At 64.5% G+C, this 25,345-nt stretch carries 20 protein-coding genes, 1 pseudogene and 1 riboswitch; of the genes and pseudogenes, 11 read left to right on the forward strand and 10 right to left on the reverse strand.

All coding sequences use genetic code 11. The features are described 5' to 3' along the window. Positions 1 to 114 precede the first annotated feature (114 nt). Positions 115 to 771, forward strand: coding sequence for a glutathione S-transferase (locus tag AC1DZ5_RS11165; RefSeq protein WP_477888992.1), 657 nt, complete (start codon positions 115 to 117; stop codon positions 769 to 771). A gap of 6 nt (positions 772 to 777) precedes the next feature. Here the strand turns inward: AC1DZ5_RS11165 and AC1DZ5_RS11170 are convergent, their stop codons facing one another. Beyond that, positions 778 to 1,200 carry a cupin domain-containing protein gene (locus AC1DZ5_RS11170; RefSeq protein WP_477888994.1) on the reverse strand — a complete coding sequence of 141 codons (423 nt, stop codon included), beginning with the start codon at positions 1,198 to 1,200 and terminating at the stop codon, positions 778 to 780. Positions 1,201 to 1,325: 125 nt separating this feature from the next. On the opposite strand from AC1DZ5_RS11170, the gene aroC reads away from it, so the two are divergent. The 3 genes from aroC to aroQ are packed head-to-tail and all read left to right on the forward strand — an operon-like array spanning position 1,326 to position 4,124. Next, positions 1,326 to 2,420: a chorismate synthase gene (gene aroC, locus AC1DZ5_RS11175; RefSeq protein ID WP_477888996.1), complete on the forward strand. Its 1,095-nt coding sequence runs from the start codon at positions 1,326 to 1,328 to the stop codon at positions 2,418 to 2,420. Between the two features lie 5 nt (positions 2,421 to 2,425). After that, positions 2,426 to 3,643: an MFS transporter gene (locus AC1DZ5_RS11180; RefSeq protein ID WP_477888998.1), complete on the forward strand. Its 1,218-nt coding sequence runs from the start codon at positions 2,426 to 2,428 to the stop codon at positions 3,641 to 3,643. Between the two features lie 28 nt (positions 3,644 to 3,671). After that, positions 3,672 to 4,124: a type II 3-dehydroquinate dehydratase gene (gene aroQ / locus AC1DZ5_RS11185; RefSeq protein ID WP_477889000.1), complete on the forward strand. Its 453-nt coding sequence runs from the start codon at positions 3,672 to 3,674 to the stop codon at positions 4,122 to 4,124. 11 nt (positions 4,125 to 4,135) lie between these two features. On the opposite strand, the gene AC1DZ5_RS11190 is transcribed toward aroQ, so the two are convergent. Continuing rightward, positions 4,136 to 4,894 (reverse strand): DeoR/GlpR family DNA-binding transcription regulator, encoded by a 759-nt coding sequence (locus AC1DZ5_RS11190; protein ID WP_477889002.1) that lies wholly within the window; start codon positions 4,892 to 4,894, stop codon positions 4,136 to 4,138. Positions 4,895 to 4,957: 63 nt separating this feature from the next. Between AC1DZ5_RS11190 and nudK the strand changes: the two genes are divergently transcribed. Next, a complete protein-coding gene (nudK, locus tag AC1DZ5_RS11195; RefSeq protein WP_477889004.1) occupies positions 4,958 to 5,581 on the forward strand; it encodes a GDP-mannose pyrophosphatase NudK in 624 nt (207 codons plus the stop codon). A gap of 1 nt (position 5,582) precedes the next feature. Here nudK and AC1DZ5_RS11200 read toward each other — a convergent pair whose 3' ends face one another. Both AC1DZ5_RS11200 and AC1DZ5_RS11205 read right to left on the reverse strand, forming a co-directional pair. Then, a complete protein-coding gene (locus tag AC1DZ5_RS11200) occupies positions 5,583 to 6,482 on the reverse strand; it encodes a LysR family transcriptional regulator (protein WP_477889006.1) in 900 nt (299 codons plus the stop codon). Positions 6,483 to 6,495: 13 nt separating this feature from the next. Continuing rightward, on the reverse strand, positions 6,496 to 7,581 hold the full coding sequence (locus AC1DZ5_RS11205; RefSeq protein ID WP_477889008.1) for a calcium:cation antiporter: 1,086 nt from the start codon (positions 7,579 to 7,581) through the stop codon (positions 6,496 to 6,498). Positions 7,582 to 7,722: 141 nt separating this feature from the next. Between AC1DZ5_RS11205 and AC1DZ5_RS11210 the strand changes: the two genes are divergently transcribed. Further along, positions 7,723 to 8,502: a DODA-type extradiol aromatic ring-opening family dioxygenase gene (locus AC1DZ5_RS11210; RefSeq protein WP_477889010.1), complete on the forward strand. Its 780-nt coding sequence runs from the start codon at positions 7,723 to 7,725 to the stop codon at positions 8,500 to 8,502. 203 nt (positions 8,503 to 8,705) lie between these two features. Beyond that, positions 8,706 to 9,839 (forward strand): methyl-accepting chemotaxis protein, encoded by a 1,134-nt coding sequence (locus tag AC1DZ5_RS11215; RefSeq protein ID WP_477889012.1) that lies wholly within the window; start codon positions 8,706 to 8,708, stop codon positions 9,837 to 9,839. A 108-nt stretch (positions 9,840 to 9,947) separates the two neighbouring features. Here the strand turns inward: AC1DZ5_RS11215 and AC1DZ5_RS11220 are convergent, their stop codons facing one another. The 3 genes and pseudogenes from AC1DZ5_RS11220 to AC1DZ5_RS11230 form a co-directional block, all read right to left on the reverse strand. Beyond that, positions 9,948 to 11,564 carry a cache domain-containing protein gene (locus AC1DZ5_RS11220; protein ID WP_477889014.1) on the reverse strand — a complete coding sequence of 539 codons (1,617 nt, stop codon included), beginning with the start codon at positions 11,562 to 11,564 and terminating at the stop codon, positions 9,948 to 9,950. Positions 11,565 to 11,582: 18 nt separating this feature from the next. Then, a pseudogene (locus AC1DZ5_RS11225) lies at positions 11,583 to 11,840 on the reverse strand (L-serine ammonia-lyase, iron-sulfur-dependent, subunit alpha); the annotation flags it as partial. 49 nt (positions 11,841 to 11,889) lie between these two features. After that, positions 11,890 to 12,540, reverse strand: coding sequence for a TetR/AcrR family transcriptional regulator (locus AC1DZ5_RS11230; protein WP_477889016.1), 651 nt, complete (start codon positions 12,538 to 12,540; stop codon positions 11,890 to 11,892). A gap of 121 nt (positions 12,541 to 12,661) precedes the next feature. Here AC1DZ5_RS11230 and AC1DZ5_RS11235 point away from each other — a divergent pair, with 121 nt between their 5' ends. From AC1DZ5_RS11235 to AC1DZ5_RS11250, 4 genes are read left to right on the forward strand one after another with little or no spacing between them, the layout of a single operon-like run. After that, a complete protein-coding gene (locus tag AC1DZ5_RS11235) occupies positions 12,662 to 14,104 on the forward strand; it encodes an efflux transporter outer membrane subunit (protein ID WP_477889018.1) in 1,443 nt (480 codons plus the stop codon). Beyond that, a complete protein-coding gene (locus AC1DZ5_RS11240) occupies positions 14,101 to 15,234 on the forward strand; it encodes an efflux RND transporter periplasmic adaptor subunit (protein ID WP_477889020.1) in 1,134 nt (377 codons plus the stop codon). The genes AC1DZ5_RS11235 and AC1DZ5_RS11240 overlap by 4 nt, the downstream gene beginning before the upstream one ends. Continuing rightward, entirely contained in the window at positions 15,231 to 18,326 is a 3,096-nt protein-coding gene (locus AC1DZ5_RS11245) for an efflux RND transporter permease subunit (RefSeq protein WP_477889022.1), read from the forward strand. The genes AC1DZ5_RS11240 and AC1DZ5_RS11245 overlap by 4 nt, the downstream gene beginning before the upstream one ends. 39 nt (positions 18,327 to 18,365) lie before the next feature. Then, positions 18,366 to 19,190: an oxidoreductase gene (locus AC1DZ5_RS11250; RefSeq protein ID WP_477889024.1), complete on the forward strand. Its 825-nt coding sequence runs from the start codon at positions 18,366 to 18,368 to the stop codon at positions 19,188 to 19,190. Between the two features lie 201 nt (positions 19,191 to 19,391). On the opposite strand, the gene AC1DZ5_RS11255 is transcribed toward AC1DZ5_RS11250, so the two are convergent. From AC1DZ5_RS11255 to gcvP, 3 genes are all read right to left on the reverse strand, one after another. Continuing rightward, complete coding sequence (locus tag AC1DZ5_RS11255) at positions 19,392 to 20,780, reverse strand: L-serine ammonia-lyase (protein ID WP_477889026.1); 1,389 nt, start codon at positions 20,778 to 20,780, stop codon at positions 19,392 to 19,394. Continuing rightward, positions 20,761 to 22,041, reverse strand: coding sequence for a D-amino acid dehydrogenase (locus tag AC1DZ5_RS11260; protein ID WP_477889028.1), 1,281 nt, complete (start codon positions 22,039 to 22,041; stop codon positions 20,761 to 20,763). Before AC1DZ5_RS11260 ends, AC1DZ5_RS11255 begins: the two co-directional genes overlap by 20 nt. A gap of 174 nt (positions 22,042 to 22,215) precedes the next feature. Further along, positions 22,216 to 22,309: riboswitch (glycine riboswitch) on the reverse strand. A gap of 58 nt (positions 22,310 to 22,367) precedes the next feature. Then, complete coding sequence (gcvP, locus tag AC1DZ5_RS11265) at positions 22,368 to 25,262, reverse strand: aminomethyl-transferring glycine dehydrogenase (protein WP_477889030.1); 2,895 nt, start codon at positions 25,260 to 25,262, stop codon at positions 22,368 to 22,370. Positions 25,263 to 25,345 lie beyond the last annotated feature (83 nt).

Here is a 25,345-nt window from a genome sequence, read left to right on the forward strand (position 1 = left end):
ATGGACCCATTGCAGGCAATTTGCGCGCCAACCCGCGCTGGGCGTGCCATGATGGCCCTGTATTGGCATAACCCTTGCACGTGCCTACCCACTGACTCCGTTGAAAGATTTCCCATGGCCAAAGCGGTTCTCACGATCAGCAGCAAAAACTATGGTGCCTGGGCGCTGCGTGGCTGGCTCATGGTCAAGCTGTCGGGGTTGGAGTTCACAGAGAAGGTTATCTCCCCGGACGACCCGGCCATGAAGGCCGAAATGCTGTTGCTCTCCAGCAGCATGCTGGTGCCGTTTCTCCAGCACGACGGCGTGACCGTGTGGGACACCATGGCCATCGGCGAATACCTGCATGAGATCAAACCCAAGGCCCACCTGCTGCCCGGCGACGTGCGCGCCCGTGCGCATTGCCGCGCAGTGTGTGGGGAAATGCACTCGGGCTTTGCCTCCATGCGCGGTTCGCTGCCCATGAACCTCAAGGCACATTTTCCCAAGTTCAAGATATGGTCCCGCGCGCAGGCCGATATCGACCGCGTGCTGGCCATCTGGAAGGACTGCCTGCAAAATTACGGCGGCCCGTATTTGTTTGGCAAGCAGCCTTGCCTGGCCGATGCCATGTACGCCCCGGTGGTCACGCGTTTCCTGACCTATGACGTAACCATCAGCAAAGAGGCCGCCGCCTATTGCAAACGCATCATGGCCCTGCCCGCGATGCAAGAGTGGGTGCAGGCCGCCAAAGCCGAGCCCGAAGAAATCGACGAGCTGGACGCCGAGTTCTAGGCCTTTTCAGACCCAAGGCGTGGGCGCGGGCACCGCGCACACCGGGTCCACGTCAATCGACTTGAAATCTGCGGGTGACACGATCTCCAGGTACTCCATATCAGGCGAGTAGTCGAACAGGAAATGGCGAATACCCGGGCGCTGGTGCACCACGTCGCCCGCCTGCACCAGGGTTTCCTTGTCTTCGTACATGAACTTGGCCCAGCCCTTGGTCATGATGACGATCTGAAAGTCTGCCTCATGTCGGTGCCATCCCGTGCCTATTTCTGGTGCCATATTGGCCTTCACCAAGTGCGCGATCACCTTGCCCTGCGTCGCCTCGGCAATGCCCAGGTCGCGGTACAAGAAGAAATCGCGCAAACCGCCCGATACAAATTGCGTGTCTTCGGGTTTGACGTGAGAAAACTGCGTGGTGGTGCGGTCTAGCATGGCTCACTCCTGATTCAGACGGCAGAAAACACTGGAATGGTGCGCTGCGGCATCATGCATAAAGTGTTCCAGCCCATGCCCGTGTGAGCGGCCGGGGTGGCGGTGTCTGGGATAATCCCATCACTATGAGCGGCAACACCTTCGGACACCTCTTCACCGTCACCAACTTTGGTGAATCCCACGGCCCAGCCATTGGCTGCGTGATTGACGGCTGCCCACCCGGCATGGAACTCAGTGAGGCTGACATCCAGGGGGACCTGGACCGCCGCCGCCCCGGCACCAGCCGCCACGTGACGCAGCGCAACGAACCCGATGCGGTGCAGATTCTCAGCGGCGTCTACCAGGGCAAGACCACGGGCACGCCGATCGCGCTGTTGATCCAGAACACCGACCAGCGCAGCAAGGACTACGGCAACATCCTGGAGACCTTCCGACCCGGCCACGCCGACTACACCTATTTTCAGAAATACGGCATCCGCGACCCGCGCGGCGGTGGCCGCTCGAGTGCGCGCCTGACGGCGCCCATGGTGGCCGCCGGCGCGGTGGCCAAAAAATGGCTGAAGGAAAAATTCGGCACCGAGTTTCGCGGCTGCATGACGCAGATTGGCGAGCTGCCCATTGCGTTCGAGAGCTGGGACCACGTGCCCCACAACCCATTCTTCGCCCCCGTAGCCGATGTGCAGGCGCTGGAGGACTACATGGACGCGCTGCGCAAGGCCGGCGATTCGTGCGGTGCGCGCATCCGCATTAGCGCGTCCAACGTGCCGGTGGGCCTGGGGGAGCCTCTGTTCGACAAGATGGACTCTGACATTGCCTACGCCATGATGGGCATCAACGCCGTTAAGGGCGTGGAAATTGGTGCCGGCTTTGGCAGTGTGATCCAGCGTGGCACCACACATGGCGACAGCCTGACGCCGAACGGCTTTGCCAGCAACAACGCAGGCGGTGTGCTGGGTGGCATCACCACCGGGCAAGACCTGGAGGTGAGCATCGCCATCAAACCCACCAGCTCCATCGTCACGCCGCGTGACTCGATCGATGTGCAGGGCAACCCGACTGAGGTCATCACCAAAGGCCGGCACGACCCCTGCGTGGGCATACGTGCCACGCCGATTGCCGAGGCCATGTTGGCCCTGGTGGTGATGGACCACGTGTTGCGCCACCGTGCGCAGTGCGGCGACGTGGTGCCTGCGCTCACACCGATCGCGGCAAGCATCTGAGCGCCGTGGCTGAGGCACCTGCGGCGTCGCGTCAGCAAATTCTTCCGTTTGCGGCGCTTACGGCCAGCTACTGCACCCACGCAGGTTTTTTCAATCCCTTCTTGCCGTTGTGGCTCAAAAGCCTGGGCCTGAGCCTCGTGGTTATCAGTGTGCTGACCTCCGTTCAGGCGGCAACCCGCATGTTCGCCCCTTACGCTTGGGGAGCATTGAGCGACCGCACCGGTGAGCGCGCGAAGCTGCTGCGCTATGGGGCTCTGATTGCGCTTCTGGCGTCTGCGGGCCTGTGGTTACCCGGCGGCAATACATGGTGGCTGGGCGCAGTGCTGCTGGTGATGTTTGCCCAGACCAGCGGCATGATGCCCATGACCGAGGCAGCCGTGGCCCATGTGGTGAGCCAGGGCGGCGCGTTTGATACCAAGCTCTATGGGCGCGTGCGGCTGTGGGGGTCGCTGGGCTTCATGCTGGCGGTGCTGGGTGCCGGGGCCTGGTTTGAGCATGTGGGTATGCGCAGCTTTCCACTCATCGTGAGCCTTAGCCTGGTGGCGCTGCTGGTGTTTGCCTACCGCATGCCTGATGTGAAAGAAGAGCACCACGCGAGTGCCGACGCGGTGTCGCAACCGATTGGTCCCGTGCTGGCGCAGCCTGCGGTGCGCTGGCTGTTTGCCTCGGTGTTTTTTCATGTGCTGTCACACATGGGGATCTACAGCTTCTTCTCGCTCTACATCGATTCGCTGGGCTACAGCAAGACCATGATTGGGCTGCTGTGGGCGGTGTCGGTTACGGTGGAAATTGGGTGGTTCTTCACCCAAAGCCGTTGGATGCCACGCGTGAGCCTGACCGGCTGGTTGGTGCTCTGTGCGGCGGTCATGGTGTTTCGCATGGCGGCGACGGCGTCGATGGCCTCGGTGCTGTGGGTGCTGGTGATTGCCCAGGCGCTGCACGCGCTGACGTTTGCAGCCCACCACAGTGCTTGCATTGCGCTGATGTCGCACCACTTTCCGGGCAAACTGCGCGGGCGTGGCCAAGCCTTGTACATTGTGATTGGCTACGGCATTCCCGGCGTCATCGGCGGCTTGGTGGGTGGTCAACTCAGCCAGCATTTTGGTTTGGCCAGCGTGTTCTGGGGTACCACGGCCATGGCGATGGTCGCCTGTGCCTGTGCCTATAAGGTCTGGCGCATGCGCCACCCGGCAGGCGGTGCGGCGCCCGCTGCCGCGGCCTGATTGGTTTGAATTTTTCTAGGACGTTTTTATGAAAACAGCACTCATCCTCAACGGTCCCAACCTCAACCTGCTGGGTACGCGCGAACCCCAGGTCTATGGCTCGCAAACGCTGGCCGATGTGGAGGCATTGTGCGAACGCGCCTGCCTGGCCAATGGCTTTACGCTGGACTTCCGCCAGAGCAACCACGAAGGCACGCTGGTGGACTGGCTGCATGAGGCTGGCCAGCTGCACGCCAAGGGCCAACTGGCCGGTGTGATCCTGAACGCCGGGGCCTACACCCACACCAGCGTGGCACTGCACGACGCCATCAAGGGCACGGGCATCACGCTGATCGAGCTGCACATCAGCAATGTGCATGCGCGCGAGGCGTTTCGCCATCATTCCTACATCTCGCCCGCGGCCAAGGCCGTGATGGCGGGCTTTGGGGTGAATGGCTATGCGCTGGCGGTGGCCGGCCTGGCCGGCATGCAGGCCGCTTAGGCCTTTAACGCTCAGGGCGTTGCCACCACGGTGACGCCCGTCTTGCGCAAACTGCGCACCGTCGCCGCCGGCGTGCCCGCCGGCACCACCAGGGTCGCCAAAGCGCTCACGGGTGCAATCACAAAGGCCGAGGCGGCCATGAGCTTCTCGCTGGAGGCCAACACCACGGTTTCGGCGGCGCGCGCGCTCAGGGCGCGTTTCACATCTGCTTCTTCACTGTCCCCCGTGCTCAGGCCCGCCTCGGGGTGCACACCGGTCACGCCCATGAAGAACAGGTCGGCGCGGTAGCGCGCTGCGGCCTCGATGACGGCCGTGCCCACATGCACCATGGAGTGGCGGTACAGCCGCCCGCCCAGCACGATGATTTCCAGGTGCGGGTGCTGCGCCAGCGCCACGGCCACGGTGGGGCTGTGGGTGACGATGGTGGCGCGCAGGTCGGGCGCCAGGTGGCGCGCCACCTGCAGCGCGGTGGTGCCACCGTCCAACAGCACCAACTGCCCGGGCTGCACCATGGCGGCACCGGCGCGGCCCAGTGCCACCTTGTCTTCGGTGGACACCTCGGCGCGTACCGCCAGGGTGGCTACCGCGGCGGAGGCGGGCAGGGCGCCGCCGTGCACACGCTGCAGCTTGCCCTCTTGCGCGAGTTCGCGCAGGTCACGCCGTATGGTGTCTTCTGACGTGCCCAGTTCTGCCGCCAGGGCCTTAGCCAGGATTTGCCCGTCGGCCGCCAGGCGGGCCAGGATCAGGTGTTTGCGTTGGGTGGTCAGCATGGCGTGATTGTAATTGCACGAAATTGCGTAATAATGCATGAAATTACATATTTAGGAATCAGCATGACCCACACTCTTTCCGCCGCCCCTGCTGTGGCCACCGCGCCCGCCGTGCGCATCCTTCAGAGCGAGGTGCTGTCTGACGACTGGTACACACTGAAGAAAACCACCTTTGAGTACCAGCGCCGCGACGGCAGCTGGCAGCGCCTGAGCCGCGAGACCTACGACCGAGGCAATGGCGCGGTACTGCTGCTGTTCAATGCCGAGCGCGGCACGGTGATCCTGACGCGGCAGTTCCGTTTTCCGGCGTTTGTGAATGGCAGCGCCGATGGCATGCTGATTGAGGCCTGCGCGGGATTGCTCGATGGCGACGACCCCGAGGCCTGCATACGCCGCGAAGTGCAGGAGGAAACCGGCTTCCAGATCCAGTCGCCGCGCAAGCTGTTTGAGGCCTATATGAGCCCGGGCTCGGTGACCGAGAAGCTGCACTTCTTTGTGGCCGAGTACCAGGCCCACCAGCAGACCGGCGAGGGCGGTGGCATGGCCCATGAGGGCGAAGACATCGAGGTGTTGGAGCTGCCACTGGCAGAAGCATTGGCCATGGTGCACAGCGGTGCCATCCAAGATGGCAAGACCATCATGCTGCTGCAGCACGCCGCCCTGACCGGGCTGGCCCAACTGCGCTAATTTAGGCCCAGGCGGGTGTCTGGAAGGCGTGGGCCAAAAAGTCCACCATCGCGCGCACCTTGCCCGGCAAATGCTTGCGTGTGGGGTACATGGCGTGGATGCCCAGCGTGGGGCCGTTCAATGTGGGCAGCACGCGTACCAGCCGGCCCGCGCGCACATCCTCACCCACCAGAAAACCGGGCTGGTAAATCAGGCCCTGGTCGGCCAGCGCGGCGGCGCGGCAGGTGTCGCCGCTATTGGCACGCAAGCGGGGGTGGGTGGTCACGCTGTGGGCCTTGCCCTGGGCATCGGTCAGCGTCCACACATCGCCGCCAGACCACCACGAATACGCCATCACGCTGTGCCGGGCAATGTCGTCCAGCATGGTGATGGGCGGTGCGGAGCGCAGGTAGGCGGGGGAGGCGCACAGCAGCACCTGGTCATGCGCGAGCGTGCGCGACACCAGCGTGGAGCTGGCTAGCAGCGCAATGCGCACCGCCATGTCAAAGCCTTCGTCCACCAGGTCCACCACGCGGTCGGTTAGCACAATGTCCAACTCCACGCGCGGGTGTAGCTTCAGAAACTCGCCCCACAGCGGCGCCAGGTGCAGGTTGCCAAAGGTTAGCGGCGCGTTGATTTTCAGGCGGCCGGTGACTGCGCTCGCGCCTTCGCTGACGGCGGCGTTCGCGTCGTCAACATCTTCCAGAATCTGGCGGCAGCGCTCCACATAGTCGCTGCCCGCATCGGTGAGCGAGAGGCGGCGCGTGGTGCGGTTCAGCAGGCGTGTGTTGAGCGCAGCTTCCAGCTCCAGCACCAGGCGCGAGACCACGGCTTTCGAGGTGTCCAGACGCTGCGCCGCCTGCACAAAGCTGCCGGCCTGCACCACGGCCACAAAGGCCTGCATCTGGCGAAACTGGTCCATAGCGGCGTGCGCCCTAGGGCACGATGGTGGTGAACAGGTAGGTGGCCAGCAGCACCAAGTGCACCACGCCTTGCAGCACTGTGGTGCGCCCGGTGCTGAGCGACAGGCTGGAGACAAACAGCGAGAGCAGCAGCAACACGCTGGACTTGATGTCCAGACCCAGCGTCAGCGTCCAACCCGTAGCCAGCGACACGATGGCCACGGCGGGAATGGTGAGGCCAATGCTGGCCAGGGCCGAGCCCAGCGCCAGGTTCAGGCTGGTCTGCAGGCGGTTGGCACGGGCCGCGCGAAACGCGGCCAGGCTCTCGGGCAAGAGCACCACCATGGCAATGATGATGCCCACCACGGCCTTGGGCGCGCCCGCGCTAGCCACGGCGGCCTCGATCGTGGGGGCCAGCGCCTTGGCCAGCAAGACCACGGCGACCAAGCCCAGCAACAGCAGACTTGCACTGGTGGCGGCCAGTTTGCCGCTGGGCGGGTGGGCGTGGGCTTCTTCGTCAGCCTTGGCATCAGGGGGCAAGAAGTAATCGCGGTGGCGCACCGCCTGCACCAGCACAAAGGTGCCGTAGAGCACCAACGAGACGATGGCCACAAAGGCCAGCTGGCTGGGGCTGTACACGGGGCCGATGACGCTGGTGGTGTAGTTGGGCAGCACCAGCGTTAGCACTGCAATGGCGGCCAGTGTGGTCAGCGAAGCACTCACGCCCAGCTGGCCAAAGGTTTGTTCGCGGTAGCGGCTGCCACCCGCCAGCAGGCACAGACCCACAATGCCGTTCAGGATCAGCATCACCGCGGCAAACACGGTGTCACGCGCCAGTGCCGTGGTCTCGGGGCCACCGGCCAGCATCATCGAGACGATCAGCGCCACCTCGATCACGGTGATGGCTAGCGCCAGCACCAGCGTGCCATAGGGCTCGCCCACCTTGTGGGCCACCACTTCGGCATGGTGCACGGCCGAGAGCACGGTGCCCACCAGTCCAACGGCCAGTAGAGCCACCCACCAGCCACCGGCCAAACCCAACAGGCTGCCGCCCAACAGCACCCAGCCTGCAGCCGGCCAGGCGATGGACCAAAGAGGCAAAGGGGCGTGCTGTTGCATGGTGCGGGCTTTCTTGAAATCGATGTGGTGACTCATTGTCAACAAAACAAAGACATTGAATCAATGGTGCACTTATTTATCTTTGGTTTGTAGGCTTTTACAGTGCAGTTATCGCTTTTAACCCGCTGCAAGGACCTCGCCATGACCGCACTGCCCAGCCTGTTTGTTTCCCACGGTGCCCCGCTGTTTGCGGTGGACGCCGGCACCACCGGCCCCGCGCTCAAAGCCTGGGGCGCCACGTTGCCGACCGACCTGCGTGGCATCGTCATCATGTCGCCGCACTGGATGGCGCGCAGTCCCGCGGTGATGACCACGCCCCAGCCCAGCACCTGGCACGACTTTGGTGGCTTCCCGCCCGCGCTGTACGCGCTGAACTACCCCGCCCCCGGCAACCCTGCGCTGGGCCAAGAGGTCATCGCCGCCCTGAAGGCTGCGGGCATCACGGCTCAGGCCGATGCCACCCGCCCGCTGGACCATGGCACCTGGGTGCCGCTGATGCACATGCTGCCGCAGGCGAATGTGCCTGTGGTGCAGGTGGCGCTGCCCATTGGCTATGGCCCGCGCGAGGTGTATGCCATGGGTGCTGCCCTGGCTGGCCTGCGTGCGCAGGGCGTGCTGGTCATGGGCTCGGGGTCCATGACGCACAACCTGGGCGAATTCTTTGGTGGCGAGCGCGCGGTGGCGCCCTATGTGATGGAGTTCAGCCGCTGGATCGAAAAGCAGCTGGACGCGGGCAACCTGGACGCCTTGCTGGCGTACCGCGCCCTGGCACCGCACGCCAGCCGCGCCCACCCCAGCGAAGACCACTTCCTGCCGCTGTTTTTTGCGCTGGGTGCCGCAGGGCCGGACGCCCGGCCGGACTACCTGAGCCGCGAGGTGATGTACAGCATGCTGGCGATGGATGCGTTCACGCTGCAATAGGCGTTTGGGGCGGCATGTCGTCAAGAAATTGACAGAAAATGGCCTCTAGCCCTCGTAGCCATTGCGCAAGTGGCTATCAAATTAGTAGCATTTTTGAGGGACGAAGATGGCTTGAGCTAGGGTAATCGGCAGTCGGGTGCGCTGGGCGCTGGGCTACACTGCGCCGCTTTAGCGCCAAACTTTCACAACCGTATTGGAAGCGCATGCAGTTCCTCAAGTCCCTCTCGGTCGGCACCCGCCTGTCGCTGACCTCCACCGTCGTTCTCTCCCTGTTGCTTGCGGTGCTCTACACCGGCTATAGCACGTTGTCTTCGGTAGCGGCGCAGGCCGCACAGTTTCGCGCCGCGGTGGACAGTGCGCAAACCACCATGCTGGTGCTGGCTGGGCTGGCGTTATTGGTGGGCGTGGTCTCCACCTTCAACCAGGTGCGCAGCATCTCGCTGCCATTGGCGGATGCGATCCATATTGCCGAGACCGTGGCCTCGGGCGATTTGAGTCACGACTTTGAAAACACCCGCGGCGGCGAGTTCGGCCGCCTGCTGGACGCCATGGGTACCATGGAAGACACGCTGACCGACCTGGTCACCCAGATTAAGGAAAACACGGCGCCACTCACCGCGTCGTCCGAAGACATCGTGCAGTCCAGCACCGACCTGCTGCAACACACCCGTCTGCAGGCCGACGCGCTGAGTGCCACTGCATCGAGCATGTCCGAACTCACCTCCACCGTGCAGGAAAACGCGCAGCGCGCCCAGAGCGCCAACGCCCTGGCGGTGAACGCCTCCGGCATTGCCCAGCGCGGTGGTGAGGTGGTGGGCGAAGTGGTGCAGACCATGCACGCCATTGCTGATAGCTCGCGCAAGGTGGTGGACATCATTGCCGTCATCGAAGGTATTTCGTTCCAGACCAATATCCTGGCGCTGAACGCTGCGGTGGAGGCGGCCCGTGCCGGCGAGCAGGGTCGTGGCTTTGCCGTGGTGGCCAGTGAGGTGCGCAGCCTGGCCGGGCGCAGCGCCGAGGCCGCCAAGGAAATTCGCCAGCTCATCAGCCACTCGGCCCAGCAAGTGGAGAGCGGCTCGCAGTTGGTCGGCCGGGCGGGCCACACCATGCAGGACATCGTGGGCGCGGTGCGCCAGGTGACAGACATCCTGAGCGAGATTTCTGCTGCATCGATGCAGCAAAGCCAGAGCGTGCGCCAGGCCACCGAGTCGATGGTGCAGATGCAGGCCGAAACCAGCCACAACACCCAGCAGGTGGGCCACACCGCCACGGCCGCCACGGCCATGAGCGAGCGCGTGCGCAGCCTGCAAGCTGCGGTGGATCAGTTCAAGGTCTGAGACGGCGCTTGAGCCTTATTTAGGCCTCTAGCCCACGTGGAGTATGCGCGAGGTGCTCCTGAATTGTGAGCGCCTGCAGAGTCGAACGCGCGGGCACCCGAACCACAATCAGACCGAAGTCGCCACCAGATAACGCTGGCCACCGGCATTTTTGGCCCGGTACATGGCGCGGTCTGCGGCCAGCTGCAGGGGGTGCGGGCCTACCGTGCCGTCGCCCATGGCAATGCCAATCGAGGCGCCCAGAATGCGCGTCTGCGTCTCCAGGTCAATGGGTGGCGCGATGGCGGCCAGGCATTTGGCGGCCACGGCGGTGGCGGCTTGCTCCGCAGTGGCCGCGTCCGCATCCAGATCGGCCAGCAAGACGGCGAACTCGTCCCCACCGATGCGGGCCAGGGTGTCGGACTCTCGCACCACGGCGCTTAAGCGTCGGGCAACTTCCACCAGTGCCTGGTCGCCCGCTGCGTGGCCCAGTTGGTCGTTGATGGGCTTGAAGTGGTCCAGGTCAATGCACAAAAAGGCCACACGGCTGCCGCGCCGGTTGGCCCGGGCCAGCGCCTGGGCCAGGCGGTCGGCCAGCAGCGCGCGATTGGGCAGGCCGGTCAGCACATCGTGGTGGGCCATGTGCACCATTTCTGACTGGCTGGCTTGCAGCTTGACCAGCAGGCGGTTGAAGGCCTCGGTCAAATGCCCCACCTCGTCCTGACGCGCCACCACCAGGGGTTCCAAGGGCACTTCGCCGCGTGTCATGCGGTCAGCCTGTTGGGCCGCTTGCAGCAGCGGACGCAACACAAAATAAAGGATGACGGCGGCGACGGCCACAAAGGCAAATATCGCCCAGCTGCCGTGCAGCGTCATATAGCGCTTGGTGCGCGCTACCACCGACAGGGCTTCCGTGGTGGGCAGGCGGGCCACCACAAACCAGCCGGTGCTGGGCACCGATGCAATGGCCGAGATCTCTTCCACTCCAAAGGCGTTGACCGTGGTCCCCGTGCCTCGGTAGCCCTGCATGGCGCGGTCGTGCAAGGCGTTGACGCCCGGTGATGGTGTGGGCTTGAGCACCATGCTGGGCACGGTGGACGCGATGAACAGCTTGTCGCGCGGCGAGATCAGCAAAAAGCCCCCCTGTTTGCCAATGCGGTCCTGGTCGGTGAACGAGAGAAAACCCGGGGCCGCCAGCGCGGTGACGCCCATCAACACGGCTCGCACCTTGCCTGAGGCATCTTTCACCGGTATTGCCATGGGCAGCACGGCTTCTTGGGTGGTGGTGTTTCGTACGGGGCGCCCTACTGTCAATGCGCCGGATTGGGCGGCTTGGAACAGATCCGCATCTGCATAGGTTGGAAAGGGTTTATTGGTGGGGGCTGCCGACCCTGCCATGACCTTGCCGTTGGGTGTGTAGGCGATGAGGCCGTGCGAAAACAAGGGTTGGTATTGTTGCCGCACCTCAAGCCAGCTTTGCAGGGCCACGGGGCGTTCCAGCAAGTTCAGCGGCAAACTTGCTGCCACTTGGGTCAGCATCGCCTGGCGCTCCAGCATTTTTTGGTCGACCTCGCGGGCGACATAGTTAGCCAGGGTGAGCTGCTGTGCAGACATCACTGCGCTGATGTCCTCGCGCAGATAGTTGCTCAGCGCCAGATAACGCACGACATTGCCTACCAGCAACAGGCAGATGCCAAAAAAAATGATGCGGGTAGCGATGCTGCTGGCGAAGCGGTGAAACGTCATCCAGCCATGATAAATGCCTTAGCACTCCACAATATTCACCGCCAACCCACCGCGCGCCGTTTCCTTGTACTTGGTCTTCATGTCGGCGCCGGTTTCGCGCATGGTCTTGATGACCTTGTCCAGGCTCACGAAGTGCGAACCGTCGCCGCGCAGCGCCATGCGGGCGGCGTTGATGGCTTTCACTGAGGCACCGCTAATGCTGGCGTTCTCTTTGTAGAGGATGCCGACAGCGGCCGCGGTGAGCAGGAAGTCGATCACGCCAGCGTCCGTAGCCCCCTGCACGGTGTGTACCGCTATGAGTTCATCTCAGGTGGGGCTTCTCCCGTTACGATGCTTTCGCGTAGGCTGCCATGAACATCCGAACGGCCTCTCGCAGCAGCGCCTTGTTCTCGCGTGCATCGGGCATATCGAGGATCAGCAGTCCGCGGATGTGGCCATCGCCAAGGAACATCGACAGGAACAGGTCCGCCGCCTGACGTGGGTTCCGTATGTGCAGCGTGCCCTGCGCGTCAGCGCGGCGCAGATAGGCAGCCAAGTCGCCGATCAGCCTGTCGGCTCCCTGCCTGTAGAAGGCCAAGCACGCCTCGCGTTGCGTCCCGGCGGCGCCGTACAGCGAACGAAACTGGCCCAGGGTGTCCTCCTCGCGCGCCAGCGTGAGGAACTGCGCTCCTATTGCCAGCAGCGCTTTCTGAGGCTGCTTTGGGTCCAGCGCTTCGACACCGGCCAGCCCGCCCATCACGCTATCGGTGCGATCGCGAATCACCGCCTCGAACAGCTCTTCTTTTGAAGCGAAGTGGCTGTAGATAGTCATCTTCGAGACGCCGGCGTCGGTGGCGATGGCATCGACGCTGGCCCGCTCGAAACCGTGCGCGTCGAAGTGGCTCCGCGCTGCTTCCATGATGCGCCGCAAGCGCTCGGGGTCGCGCGGCCGGCCGCGACGCGGCGGGTGGACAACATCATCTTCGATCTTGGGCATTGGCAATTTCCTGTACTTGACAGTCCAGTATAGTTTAATATAATTAATGTACTTTAACGTACAGTATATGAAGCTACTCACAACACCTGCCACGCACTGTGGGCCCCACTCTGGCTTCGGATTGATCCGCCTGATGCCGACCGCCGCGGCACTGGCGATCCTGTCGGCCTGCTCGGTGGCGCCCGTGCAGCCCCCGGCGCCTTCAATACCGCTGCCCGCCGCATTCGCGCAGGCCGGGCCGACCGCCGCGTCCGCCCAAGCCTTCGACGGCGCCTGGTGGGGCGACTACGGCGATCCGACGCTGACGGCACTGGTCGAGGATGCCTTGACCGCCAACCAGGACGTGGCGATGGCCCTGCAACGCGTGGCTCAGGCCCGCGCGGGCCACGACGCCCAGGGTTCTCGTATTTGGCCAACGGTGGGCGTGCAAGCCTCCGTCTCGCGCAGCGACAGTGGGCTGCCCGAAGCCGTCAAGCAGGGCATGCCCGACACACGTGCGCTGCGCGCCGGTATCGACGTGGCTTGGGAGATTGACCTGGCCGGTGGCGTGCGTGCGGCGCGCAACGCGGCGCAGGCCGATGCTGACGCGGCGACGGCGGGTGTCCAAGGCGCACGGCTGCTGGTGGCCAGCGAGGTGGCGCGGCAGTACTTCGTGCTGCGCAGCGCCGAGGAACGTCTGCGCATCGTGCAAGGCCTGGCTGCGGCCCAGCGCGAAACGGCGACCCGCGTCGCCAGCCGCTTACGCGAGGGCGAGGCTAGCGCCTTCGACCTGGACCGCGCACGCGCCGAGGCCGATACGCTCGACGCGCAAGTGCCCCCGTTGCGAACGCTGGCTGGCATCTCGCAGACGCGGCTGGCCGTGCTGCTGGGCCGTAATCCATCGGTGCGCGTTGTCGACGAAAACGCAAGTTTTACCTGGCCTGCTGCGCGCGTGATCGGCACCGGCCAGCCCAGCGAATTGCTGCGGCGCCGTCCCGACCTGATCGCAGCCGAGTCGCGCGTCGCGGCCGAGACGCTGCGTGGTGCCGAGGCCCGCGCCCAGTGGTGGCCCAAGCTCTTCCTGAGCGCCCTGTTCGGCCGCGAGGAGCTGCGACTGAATGCACTGGATCTTGCACCGGTGCATTTCTCGAACGTCGCGCTGGCTTTTGCCATGCCGGTTTTCAACGCCGGCCGTATCGATGCGGGCATTCGCGCGCAGTCGGCGCGGGCCGAGGAGGCTCTGCTGGTTTGGCAGAAGGCGGTGCTGGTCGCCGTGCAGGAGGTTGAGGACAGCCTTCTTGTGCGCAGCGAAGAGGCCAAGCGCGGTGCCGCACTGGCCGCCGCCGTGGACCTCCGCCGCCGTACGCTGCAGCGCGCCCAGTCGCTGCAGCGTGAGGGACAGATTGATCTATTGGTGCTGCTCGACGTGCAGCGTTCCGTGCTGTCCAGCGAACTCACCCTGTCGGACAGCCGCCTTCAGCAGGTGCTGGCCGACGTGCAACTCTACAAGGCCCTTGGTGGCGGTCTCGCGCCGCCCCTCGCCGCCAGTGCCATGACTTCCTATACCGAGAGGACATCCCAGTGAACAGAACTTTCTTCGCCACATCCCTCATGGCCATGACCGCCACCTGCGCTCAGTTGGCCGCCTGCAGCGGCTCGCCTGCGCCGGTCGCCGCCGTCAAACCGGTCTTCGTGACCACCGTGACCCCCGCCGCGTCTGCGCAAACCCGCAGCTTTACTTCCGTGGTCCGTGCCCGTGTCGAGACGGACATGGGTTTCCGCACTGGCGGCAAGGTGGTGGATCGGCTGGTCGAGGTGGGCGACACCGTGAAGGCTGGCCAGGCGCTGGCGCGGCTGGATCCGGGTGACTATCAATTGGCCGTAGGCGCTGCAGCGGACCAGGTCCAGGCGGCGTCGGTGGATGCGCAGCAGGCCGCGTCTGACGAGGCACGCTTTCGCCGCCTGCTGACCGATGGTTCAGTGGGCGCAGCCGAGCATGAGCGCCAGAAAGCGCGCGCCGACGCGGCAACTGCCCGGCTCGATCTGGCGCGCCGCCAACTCGATCTGGCGCGCAATAGGGAGGGCTACACCACGCTGGTGGCGCCCTATGCTGGCGTGGTCACCGCGCTGCGCTTCGAGCGCGGTCAGGTGGTGGCCGAGGGCCAGCCGGTGCTGTCGCTGGCCCGCGACGGGGAGCGCGAGATCGTCGCCGAACTGCCCGAGGAGTGGGTTGGCAAAGTGCGCACGCTCACCGCCACAGCCATGTCCTGGCAGGACTCCAAGTCACCTCTGCGGCTGGTGCTGCGCGAACTCTCGCCACTGGCCAACGCACAGGGCAGGACCTTCCGCGTGCGCTATGCGGCGGCAGCGGACTCGCGCGCACAGGTGGCTGGCCTGCCCTTGGGCAGCACGATGCAGTTGACGTTAGCCGGGCAGCAGGCCGGACCGGCGACCGCCGTCCTGCCGGTTACCGCACTGGTGAAGGGCAGCGGCCCGGCAGGCGTCTGGACCCTGGACGCCAAGGGCTCGGGCCTGGTGTTCTCGCCGGTCAAGGTGGTCTCGATCGATGAGGCCTCGGTGCACGTCACCGGCCTGGCCTTCGGCAGCCGTGTTGTCAGCGTCGGTGCGCAGAAGCTCGATGCCGGCGTCGCCGTGCGTGCCATCGAGCGCGCACCCGAAGCCGCACCAGCCCCCATGACCAAGAGCAGCTCATGAAACGTTTCAATCTTTCGCAATGGGCCGTCACGCACCAGCCGATGGTGCTATTCCTGATCATCGCGACGCTCATCGTTGGCGTTATTTCCTTCAGCCGACTGGGCCGCCTGGAGGACCCCAACTTTGACGTGCCGCAAATGACGGCCATCGTCGTGTGGCCCGGTGCCAGCGCGCAGGACGTGCAAGACCAGGTGCTCAACCGCATCGAGCGCAAGCTGCAAGAGCTGGATCACTTCGAATCCGTGCGCAGCTTCTCGCGCCAGGGTTACGGTGGCGTCACGCTGTGGATGAAGGGTGGCTCCAGCAAGGCGGAACTGGAGAACGCCTGGTACCAGGTGCGCAAGAAGATTGGCGACGTGAGGATGGAGTTCCCCGACGGCGTGCGCGGGCCTTTCTTCAACGACGAGTACAACGACCGCTATAGCGTGCTCTACGCATTGAGCGCGCCCGAGCTGTCGATGGCCGAGCTGCTGACGGTCACCGAAGACGTGAAGCTGCGCATCCAGGGCGTGGAGGGTGTCGGCAAGGTCGATGTACTGGGCAAGCAGGCCGAACGCGTGTTCGTTGAAATCTCGACGCGGCGGCTGGCCGCGCTCGGCATCGCCCCGACCGCCGTGTTCGAAGCGCTGGCGCGCCAGAACCTGGTCGCCCCGGCCGGCTCGACGGATGCAACGCACGACCGAGTACAGGTGCGGGTGGACGGCGGGTTGCGCACCGCTGCGGACGTTGCCAATGTGACGCTGGAAGTGGGCGGTCAACTGCTGCGACTGGCGGACATTGCGACCGTGCGCGCCGGTTTTGAGGATCCGCCGAGCATGACCATCCGCCACAACGGCGTGCCGGTGCTGGTGATCGGCGTGACGATGCAGGCCAACGGCAACGTGCTGGACTTCGGGCACGCGCTGGAGCAGCGGCTGGCGCAGGTGCGCCAAGAACTGCCGTCGGGCGTGGAGATCCAGCAGTACGCGGATCAGCCGCGCGTGGTGGCGGAGTCGGTCTGGGAGTTCGAGCGCTCGTTCCTGGAGGCGCTGGCCATCGTGCTGGCTGTGTCCTTCCTGTTTCTGGGCTGGCGCACCGGCATCGTGGTGGCCGCTTCGGTGCCGCTGGTGCTTGGGCTGGTGGCGGCCGTCATGTACGCCGCCGGCTGGGCGCTGGACCGCATCTCGCTGGGCGCGCTGATCATTGCGCTCGGCCTGCTGGTCGACGACGCCATCATCGCCGTGGAGATGATGGTGGTGAAGCTGGAGGAAGGCTGGGACCGGATGCGCGCTGCCACCTACGCCTACACAACCACGGCGCTTCCGATGCTGACCGGTACGCTGGTCACGGCGGTCGGGTTCATGCCGGTCGGGTTCGCGAAGTCGATCGCCGGTCAGTACGCGGGCGGCATCTTCTGGGTTGTCGGGGTGGCGCTGATCCTGTCGTGGCTGGTGGCCGTGATCTTCACGCCGTACCTGGGCGTGCTGCTGTTGCCGAAGAACTTAGCCGCGGGCAAGCACCACGACCCGTACGACCGGCCCGTCTACCACCGGCTGCGCGCCGTTATCGATTGGGCGGTGCAGCACCGAGTCTGGGTGCTGGGCGGCACGGTGCTGGCTTTCGCCATCGCCGGTGCTGGCATGCTGATGGTGCAGCAGCAGTTCTTCCCCACGGCATCGCGGCCGGAACTGCTGGTGGACCTGCGGCTGCGCGAGGGGGCGTCTTTCGCCGCAACGGAGCGCCAGGTGAAGCTGTTGGAGGCGCAGCTGGCGAAGGACCCTGACGTCGAATTCTTCACCGCCTACACCGGTGCGGGCACGCCACGCTTCTATCTCTCGATCCAGCCGGAACTGCCCAATCCAGGCTTCGCACAGTTCGTCGTCAAGACGGCAGGCATTGAACAGCGCGAACGCGTCCGCACCCGGCTGATGGAGCTCTTCGCCAAGGATGAGGCATTGTCCGATGCCACGGCGCGCGTCACACGCCTGGAATTCGGCCCGCCTGTGGGCTTCCCGGTCCAGTTCCGCGTCATCGGGCCTGACAAGGCGCAGGTGCGCGAGATCGCTTACCGTGTGCGCGACACGGTACGCCAGAACCCGCTGGTACGTGACACACAGCTGGACTGGAACGAGCAGGTCCGATCGGTACAGGTCCACGTCGACCAAGACAAGGCACGGCTGCTGGGCCTGTCCAGCGCCGATATCCAGGGCCTGGTACAGACCACGCTGGACGGTGCGCCGGTCACGCAGATCCGCCGTGGCGAGGAACTCGTCGACGTGGTCGTGCGGGCGACGCCCGAGGAGCGCAAACGCATCGGGCAACTCGGCGACCTGCAACTGTTCACACGCAGCGGCGTCAACGTGCCGCTGTCCCAGGTGGCCCGCGTCGAGCCAGGTTTCGAGGAGCCGGTGCTGTGGCGGCGCAACCGCAACATGGCGCTGACCGTGCGCAGCGACGTTGTCGACGGCGTGCAAGGCCCCCACGCCACGGCGCAGATCCGACCGTCGCTGCAGCCCATCATCGACAGCCTGCCTGCGGGTTACCGCATCGAGGAAGGCGGCGCGATAGAGGAGAGCGACAAGGCCAACAAGGCGCTGTTCGCAGTGTTCCCGGCGATGTTCGCGGTAATGCTGACGCTACTGATGATCCAGTTGCAAAGCTTCTCACGGCTGTTCATGGTGTTCATGACGGCACCGCTGGCGTTGATCGGCGTGGTACCGGCTCTGTTGCTATTCCAAGCGCCGTTCGGCTTCGTCGCTCTGCTGGGTGTGATTGCGCTGGGCGGGATGATCATGCGCAACTCGATCATCCTCGTGGATCAGATCGATCAGGACATCGCGCGTGGCGTTGCGCCCTGGGCCGCGATCGTCGATGCCACAGTGCGGCGATCACGCCCGGTAGTGTTGACGGCCGCCGCTGCGGTGCTCGCGATGATCCCGCTCACCCACAGCGTGTTCTGGGGGCCGATGGCGATCTCGATCATGGGCGGCCTTGTCGTGGCCACCGCGCTGACCCTCGTTTTCGTGCCGGCGCTGTACGCCGCGTGGTTCCGCGTCCGGCGCGACAGCCCGGCGCAGGCGTCCGACCTAGTGCCTGTGACGGCCAGCGCGTGACACCTGAGTTTCTAAACACAAACAGAAAGTGAGATAGCAATGTCAACCCATCAGAAACAACAACAGCCCGTGGCCATCGTCACCGGCGCGACGGCAGGCATTGGTGCGGCGACCGCCCGCGCGCTGCAAGCCGCGGGGTACCGCGTCTTCGGCACCTACCGCAAGCCGCCGGCGACCAAGATACCCGGCATCGACTATGTGGCCTGCGACGTGACCGTCGACTTGGCGGTTGAAGCGGCTGTGCGCGAAGTGCTTGCCAAGGCTGGCCGCATCGATCTGCTGGTCAACAACGCGGGCGTTGGCTTGATCGGTGCCGCGGAGGAATCTTCGCTCGAACAGGCTCGGTCCGTCTTCGATGTCAACCTTTTCGGCGTGATTCGCATGACCAACGCCGTTCTGCCCGCGATGCGCCAGCAGCGGTCGGGGCGCATCGTCAATATCAGCTCGGTGATGGGCCTGATACCCTCGCCCTTCATGGCACTGTACTCGTCGAGCAAACACGCAGTGGAGGGCTACTCGCAGGCGCTAGACCACGAGGTCAGAGTCTGCGGGATCAGGGTCGTTCTCGTCGAACCGAGCTACACCCGCACCACGTTCGAGAACAACGCGCTGGTAGCCGACCAGCATATCGAACACTATGCGCTGGCGCGAGCGAACGCCGAAGCCGTGATGCACAAAGAAGCAGCGAAAGCCGACCCACCGGAAGTGGTGGCCGCAACGGTCGTCACCACCGCTACTGCCCCAAAGCCGCAGCTGCGATACACCGCTGGTCGTGACGCCACAACGGTCAGTCTGCTCAGGCGCTTCGTACCGACGTCGGCATTCGACAAGAGCTTGCGCAAGCGGATGCAAATGCCGGCATAGGCTTGCTAAATTGGGTTATCCAGGCGGCATCCAGAGTTCAGCGGTACATACGTGTGCCATTGCAGATGCGGCGGTTCAGATCAGCATGCAAATGGCAGTCAGTGACGGCTTCCGGTCACCTCGTCGAGTCGCCACTCCTGGCTCGGAGAAGTAGGCGCAACTTTTGTCCCGGACATGCTTACAGCACTATTTGATTCGGCCTCAGCACTCCACAATATTCACCGCTAGCCCACCGCGCGCCGTTTCCTTGTACTTGGTCTTCATGTCGGCGCCGGTTTCGCGCATGGTCTTGATGACCTTGTCCAGGCTCACGAAGTGCGAACCGTCGCCGCGCAGCGCCATGCGGGCGGCGTTGATGGCCTTGACCGACGCAATCGCGTTGCGTTCGATGCACGGAATCTGCACCAGCCCGCCCACCGGGTCACAGGTCAGGCCCAGGTGATGTTCCATGCCAATCTCGGCTGCGTTTTCGACTTGCTCAGGCGTGCCGCCCATCACGGCGCACAGGGCGGCTGCGGCCATGCTGCAGGCCACGCCTACCTCGCCCTGGCAGCCCACCTCGGCACCGCTGATAGATGCGTTCTCTTTGTAGAGAATGCCGACGGCCGCCGCGGTGAGCAGGAAGTCGATCACGCCAGCGTCCGTGGCCCCCTGCACAAAGCGCGTGTAGTAGTGCAGCACGGCGGGGATGATGCCGGCTGCGCCGTTGGTGGGTGCCGTGACCACGCGGCCACCGGCAGCGTTTTCCTCGTTCACGGCCAGCGCGTAGAGGTTGACCCAGTCCATCACCTGTAGCGGGTCGCGCAGCGCGTGTTCAGGGTTGGCAGTCAGTGCCTGCAGCAGGGCCTTGGCGCGGCGCTTGACCTTGAAGCCACCGGGCAGTACCCCATCGGCCGCGCAGCCGCGTTTCACGCAATCCTGCATGACCTGCCAGATGCGCAGCAGGCCCGCGTCAATCTCGGCATCGCTGCGCCAATGCTGCTCGTTGCGGCGCATGATTTGGGCAATGCTGAGCCCATGTTCTTGGGCCAGCACCAAGAGCGCATCGCCGCTGGTAAAGGGCAGGGGCAGTACCGTTGCATCCGGCGCAATCACCTTTTGGCGGCTGCCATCTGCAGCGACTTCATCGCTCACGATAAAGCCGCCACCCACCGAGTAATACACGCGGTTGGCCAGCTCGTTGCCTGCCGCGTCCAGCGCCACAAAGCGCATGCCGTTGGCGTGGAAGGGCAGGGGAGCGCGCATGAAGAGCAGGTCATCCTTCTCGCGAAAGGCAATGCGGTGCGTGCCCGCCAGCGTAAGCTGCTGGCTGCTGCGCACCTCGGCCAGTAGTGCGGGGATCAGGTCCACCTCCACTGTGTCGGGCTCATGGCCACACAGGCCCAGCAGCACGGCCACATCGCTGGCGTGGCCCTTGCCGGTGGCGCCCAGCGAGCCGTGCAGCCAGCAGCGCACGGTGGTGGTCTGCTCCAGCACGCCACTGTGCTGCAGCCGCGCCACAAACTGTCGCGCCGCGCGCATGGGGCCCACGGTGTGCGAGCTGCTGGGCCCCATGCCGATCTTGAAGAGATCAAATACGGATACTGCCATGTGGTGCTCCTAGTGGGTGAAGTGTGGATGAAGTCGCTTGTGTTGCAAAGTGCTGGTGCACATGCCCCACCAATTGGTGTGCGGTGATGGCCGACAGTGTCCAGCCCAGGTGGCCGTGGCCGGTGTTGTAGAACACGTTGGCGCGTTTGCCCCGGCCCACGCGTGGCAGCATGTTGGGCAGCATGGGCCGCAGGCCGGCCCAGGGCTCCGCACGGCGCGTGCTCACACCGGGGAAGCACTGGTTTACCCATTGGATGAGCGGGCGGATGCGGTCGGCGCGGATATCTTGGTTCATGCCATTGAACTCGGCCGTGCCCGCCACGCGGAAGCGGTCTTGGCCCAGGCGGCTGGTCACCAGCTTGGTTTCGTCGTCCAGCAGGCTCACCTGCGGTGCGGCCTGCTGGCTGGCTTCATCGTTCAGGTGCACGGTGATGGAGTAGCCCTTGACCGGGTAGATATTGAGCCGGTCACCCAGCTGCGCGGCAATGCCGCGGCCATGCACACCAGCACACACCACCACACCGTCAAACACCTGCGTCTCGGTGCGGCCCTCATGCTGCAGCGTGAGCTGGGCACTGCGGCCATCGGCAGAGGCGCTCTGCACCTGGTGGCCATACAGAAACTTCACGCCTAGCCGCGCGCAGGCCTGCGACAGGCCGTGGGTGTATTTGTGGATGTCGCCGGTCGAATCGCTCTCGGTGTAGTAACCGCCGTAATACTGGCCTTGCAGCGTGGGCTCAATCGCACGCATCTCGTCCGGCGTGACAGCCCGACGCGGCAGGCCGCCAGCGGCCAGCATGGTGGACACCGCGCCCGCGTGGTCAAAGCCCGCCTTGTTGCGGTAGATGTGCAGGATGCCTTTGCGCTTGTGGTCGAAGTCAATGCCTTCCTTCTCGGCCCAGCCAAACAGGTGTTCGCGCGCGGCAATGGCCAGCCGCGTGGTGGCCTCGGTGTTGTCGCGGTACTTGGGGATGGCAGCCACAAATTCGGCCATCCAGCTCAGCTTGTGCCAGGTGGGCGTGGGGTTCATCAAGAGCGGGGCGTCCTTGGTAAACATCCACTTCAGGCCTTTAATAATGGTGCTGGGGTGGGTCCAGACCTCGGCATTCGATGCCGACAGTTGCCCGCCATTGGCATAGGACGTTTCCATGCCCGCGTAGCGGTTTTTCTCAATCAGGGTGACCTGGTAACCCGCCTGGGCCAGGGTGTAGGCGCTGGTGATGCCGGTGATGCCGCCGCCAATGATGGCTATGTGTTTCATAAAGAGCTCTCGCAAAACAGTCGCAAACCAAGAAGTCGCCGACCCACACACCATGTGCAGGTGACGACCCCCTCTGTTTGATACCTGAGAGATTCACCGGCGGCCTTGTGGGCCAGCGGCTTGCTCCTGCGGTGTGCCGCGGGGACTAATCCGCAGCAGCTCTTCAGAGTGCTAATGATCGAAGCGGTCCTTTTGCCTGAGAGTTTCCGGGGTGGTTGCTCCTTCGGCGCTGGCGTTTTTAGGCACCAGACTCTCCCGCTGCGATGCCAGGTCTAGCCTGGCCTGGGCGGCTGCATGCAATGCAGTGCCGCCCAGAAACTTACAACTTAGCTTTCAGCGTATTCCGACAATGGCACGCAGCTGCAGAACAGGTTGCGGTCGCCATACACGTTGTCCACACGCCCCACAGAGGGCCAGTACTTCACCGCCTTCAGGTTGGCCACCGGGAAGGCGCCCACCTCGCGGCTATAAGGACGGTCCCATTCGGCGCCCAGCAAGCTGGCGGCGGTGTGAGGAGCATGCTTCAAAGGGTTGTTGTCTTGTGGCCAGCTTCCGGCCTCCACTTGTGCAATTTCGCCACGGATGGCGATCATCGCGCTGATGAAACGGTCCAGCTCGGCCAAGGTTTCGCTCTCGGTGGGCTCCACCATCAGCGTGTTGGGTACGGGGAAGCTCAGCGTAGGCGCGTGGAAACCATAGTCCATCAGGCGCTTGGCCACGTCTTCGGCCATCACGCCGCAGGTGTCCTTGAAGCCGCGCAGGTCCAGGATGCATTCGTGTGCCACATGGCCGTTGGCGCTGGCGTACAGCGTGGGGTAATGGTCCGCCAGGCGCGAGCTGATGTAGTTGGCCGCCAGGATGGCTGCTTCGGTTGCATGCTGCAGGCCGTCAGCGCCCATCATGCGGCAGTACATCCAGCTGATGGGTAGCACGGCGGCGTTGCCCAGGGGCGCGGCGCTGACCGCGCCGGTGCCAGGCACACCACCGGTGGCATGGCCGGGCAGAAAGGGCACGAGATCTTCAACCACGCAGACTGGGCCAACACCAGGGCCGCCACCGCCGTGGGGGATGCAGAAGGTCTTGTGCAGGTTCAGGTGGCTTACGTCGCCGCCAAACTCGCCGGGGGCTGCCGTGCCCACCAGTGCGTTCATGTTGGCGCCGTCCACGTAGACACGGCCGCCGTGCTGGTGCACCAGGGCGCACAGCTCTTTGACCGAGGTTTCAAACACGCCGTGCGTGCTGGGGTAGGTGATCATCACCGCGGCCAAGTTGGCGCTGTGTTGTTCGCACTTGGCTTGCAGGTCGACCATGTCCACGTTGCCGTTGTCGTCGCATTTGGTGACGACGACCTGCATGCCCACCATCTGCGCACTGGCCGGGTTGGTGCCGTGGGCGCTGCTGGGGATCAGGCAGATATTGCGGTGGCCCTGGCCCTTGCTGGCGTGGAAGGCCTGGATGGCCAACAGACCCGCGTACTCGCCCTGGCTGCCCGCGTTGGGCTGCAGGCTAATGCCGGCGTAGCCCGTGGCCGCGCAGAGCCAGGCACGCAGTTGCGTGTCCAGCTCGGCATAGCCCTGACGCTGGTCGGCGGGGCAGAAGGGGTGGATGTTGGCAAACTCGGGCCAGGTGATGGGGATCATCTCGCTGGTGGCGTTGAGCTTCATGGTGCAAGAGCCCAGCGGAATCATGCTGCGGTCCAGCGCCAGGTCCTTGTCGCTCAGCATGCGGATGTAGCGCAGCATGCCGGTCTCGGAGTGGTGGGTGTTGAACACCGGGTGCGTCATGAAAGGGGATGTGCGGCGCAGCTCGGCAGGGATCAGCGAGTCCAACGTGCTTTCCTCCAGCGCTTCCACGCTCGGCAGGGGCATCCCGGGTTGCGCAAACAGGCTCCAAAGCAGCGTAATGTCCTCGCGCGTGGTGGTTTCATCCAACGCGATGCACAGGTAGTTTTCGAAGTAAGTTCGCAGGTTGGCCCCCAGCGTCACTGCGCGAGCAGCTATCGAATTCGTAGCGCCATCGGTCTTCAGCGTGACCGTGTCAAAGGTGGCCTGGGCACGCACCGGGGCGCCCAGTTGCTCCAGACCCTTGGCCAGAATGGCGGTGAACTTGGTCACGCGTTGGGCGATACGCGTCAGCCCTTCGGGGCCGTGGTAGACGGCGTACATGCTGGCGATGACGGCCGGCAGCACCTGCGCGGTGCAGATGTTGGAGGTGGCTTTTTCGCGGCGGATGTGTTGCTCGCGCGTTTGCAGCGCCAGGCGGTAGGCCGGGTTTCCATGGGTGTCGATGCTTACGCCCACAATGCGGCCGGGCATGGAGCGCTTGTATTCGTCGCGGCAGGCCATATAAGCGGCGTGCGGGCCACCGTTGCACAGCGGCATGCCAAAGCGCTGGGTGGTGCCCACCACAATGTCCGCATCAAACTCGCCGGGCGGCGTCAGCAGCGTGAGCGCCAGCAGGTCGGCGGCCACGATGAAGGCGGCTTGTTTGCTGTGCACTGCGGCCACATCGGCGCGCAAGTCGTCAATGCGGCCACTTGTGGCGGGGTACTGGGCCAGCACGGCAAAGTAGTCACCTGCCAGCGCGGCTTCCCACTCAGGGGCGGAGTTGGCCAGCGTGACGGTGATGCCCAGCGGCGCAGCGCGCGTCTGGATCACTTCGATGGTCTGTGGGTGGCAGTCGCCCGCCACCACAAACACATGGCTCTTGCTCTTGACGCTGCGCTTGGCCAGCGTCATGGCTTCGGCTGCGGCGGTGGCTTCGTCCAGCATGGACGCGTTGGCCATGGGCATGCCGGTCAGGTCACACACCATGGTCTGAAAGTTCACAAGCGCTTCCATGCGGCCCTGGGAAATCTCGGCCTGGTAGGGCGTGTAGGCGGTGTACCAGGCGGGGTTTTCCAGAATGTTGCGCAGGATCACGCCGGGCGTGTGGGTGCCGTAATAGCCCTGGCCAATAAAGCTCTTGAGCACCTTGTTTTTGCCTGCCAGCACCTTGATCTCGGCCAGCGCTGCGGCTTCCGTGATCGCGGCGGGAATGTCCATCTTGCTGCTGCGCGCAATGCTGCGCGGCACGATGCTGTCGATCAGCGTACGGCGCGAGGTCTCGCCGATGGCCTTGAGCATCAACGCTTCGTCAGCGGCATCAATGCCGATGTGGCGTGCGTGGAATTCGCTGGCGTTTTCCAGCTGGGCGAGGGTGGGGGCAGAGGTCGTTGGCATGGACGTTCAGGCTTATTGTTGGTGGATGAGAAGGCAATTTTTCGACGGGCCGCCCCTAGAAAAATTAGCCCCCTCGGGGGGGC

It is taken from the genome of Rhodoferax sp. P1_F3, assembly GCF_056405715.1.

Bases quoted from the DNA above. Each gene is read 5' to 3' on its own strand.
- AC1DZ5_RS11170 (WP_477888994.1), bottom strand. From the start codon at position 1,200: ATGCTAGACCGCACCACCACGCAGTTTTCTCACGTCAAACCCGAAGAC.
- nudK (WP_477889004.1), top strand. From the start codon at position 4,958: ATGACCCACACTCTTTCCGCCGCCCCTGCTGTGGCCACCGCGCCCGCC.
- aroQ (WP_477889000.1), top strand. From the start codon at position 3,672: ATGAAAACAGCACTCATCCTCAACGGTCCCAACCTCAACCTGCTGGGT.
- AC1DZ5_RS11260 (WP_477889028.1), bottom strand. From the start codon at position 22,041: ATGAAACACATAGCCATCATTGGCGGCGGCATCACCGGCATCACCAGC.
- AC1DZ5_RS11215 (WP_477889012.1), top strand. From the start codon at position 8,706: ATGCAGTTCCTCAAGTCCCTCTCGGTCGGCACCCGCCTGTCGCTGACC.
- AC1DZ5_RS11165 (WP_477888992.1), top strand. From the start codon at position 115: ATGGCCAAAGCGGTTCTCACGATCAGCAGCAAAAACTATGGTGCCTGG.
- gcvP (WP_477889030.1), bottom strand. From the start codon at position 25,262: ATGCCAACGACCTCTGCCCCCACCCTCGCCCAGCTGGAAAACGCCAGC.
- AC1DZ5_RS11200 (WP_477889006.1), bottom strand. From the start codon at position 6,482: ATGGACCAGTTTCGCCAGATGCAGGCCTTTGTGGCCGTGGTGCAGGCC.
- AC1DZ5_RS11250 (WP_477889024.1), top strand. From the start codon at position 18,366: ATGTCAACCCATCAGAAACAACAACAGCCCGTGGCCATCGTCACCGGC.
- aroC (WP_477888996.1), top strand. From the start codon at position 1,326: ATGAGCGGCAACACCTTCGGACACCTCTTCACCGTCACCAACTTTGGT.
- AC1DZ5_RS11210 (WP_477889010.1), top strand. From the start codon at position 7,723: ATGACCGCACTGCCCAGCCTGTTTGTTTCCCACGGTGCCCCGCTGTTT.
- AC1DZ5_RS11205 (WP_477889008.1), bottom strand. From the start codon at position 7,581: ATGCAACAGCACGCCCCTTTGCCTCTTTGGTCCATCGCCTGGCCGGCT.
- AC1DZ5_RS11190 (WP_477889002.1), bottom strand. From the start codon at position 4,894: ATGCTGACCACCCAACGCAAACACCTGATCCTGGCCCGCCTGGCGGCC.
- AC1DZ5_RS11245 (WP_477889022.1), top strand. From the start codon at position 15,231: ATGAAACGTTTCAATCTTTCGCAATGGGCCGTCACGCACCAGCCGATG.
- AC1DZ5_RS11255 (WP_477889026.1), bottom strand. From the start codon at position 20,780: ATGGCAGTATCCGTATTTGATCTCTTCAAGATCGGCATGGGGCCCAGC.
- AC1DZ5_RS11230 (WP_477889016.1), bottom strand. From the start codon at position 12,540: ATGCCCAAGATCGAAGATGATGTTGTCCACCCGCCGCGTCGCGGCCGG.
- AC1DZ5_RS11220 (WP_477889014.1), bottom strand. From the start codon at position 11,564: ATGACGTTTCACCGCTTCGCCAGCAGCATCGCTACCCGCATCATTTTT.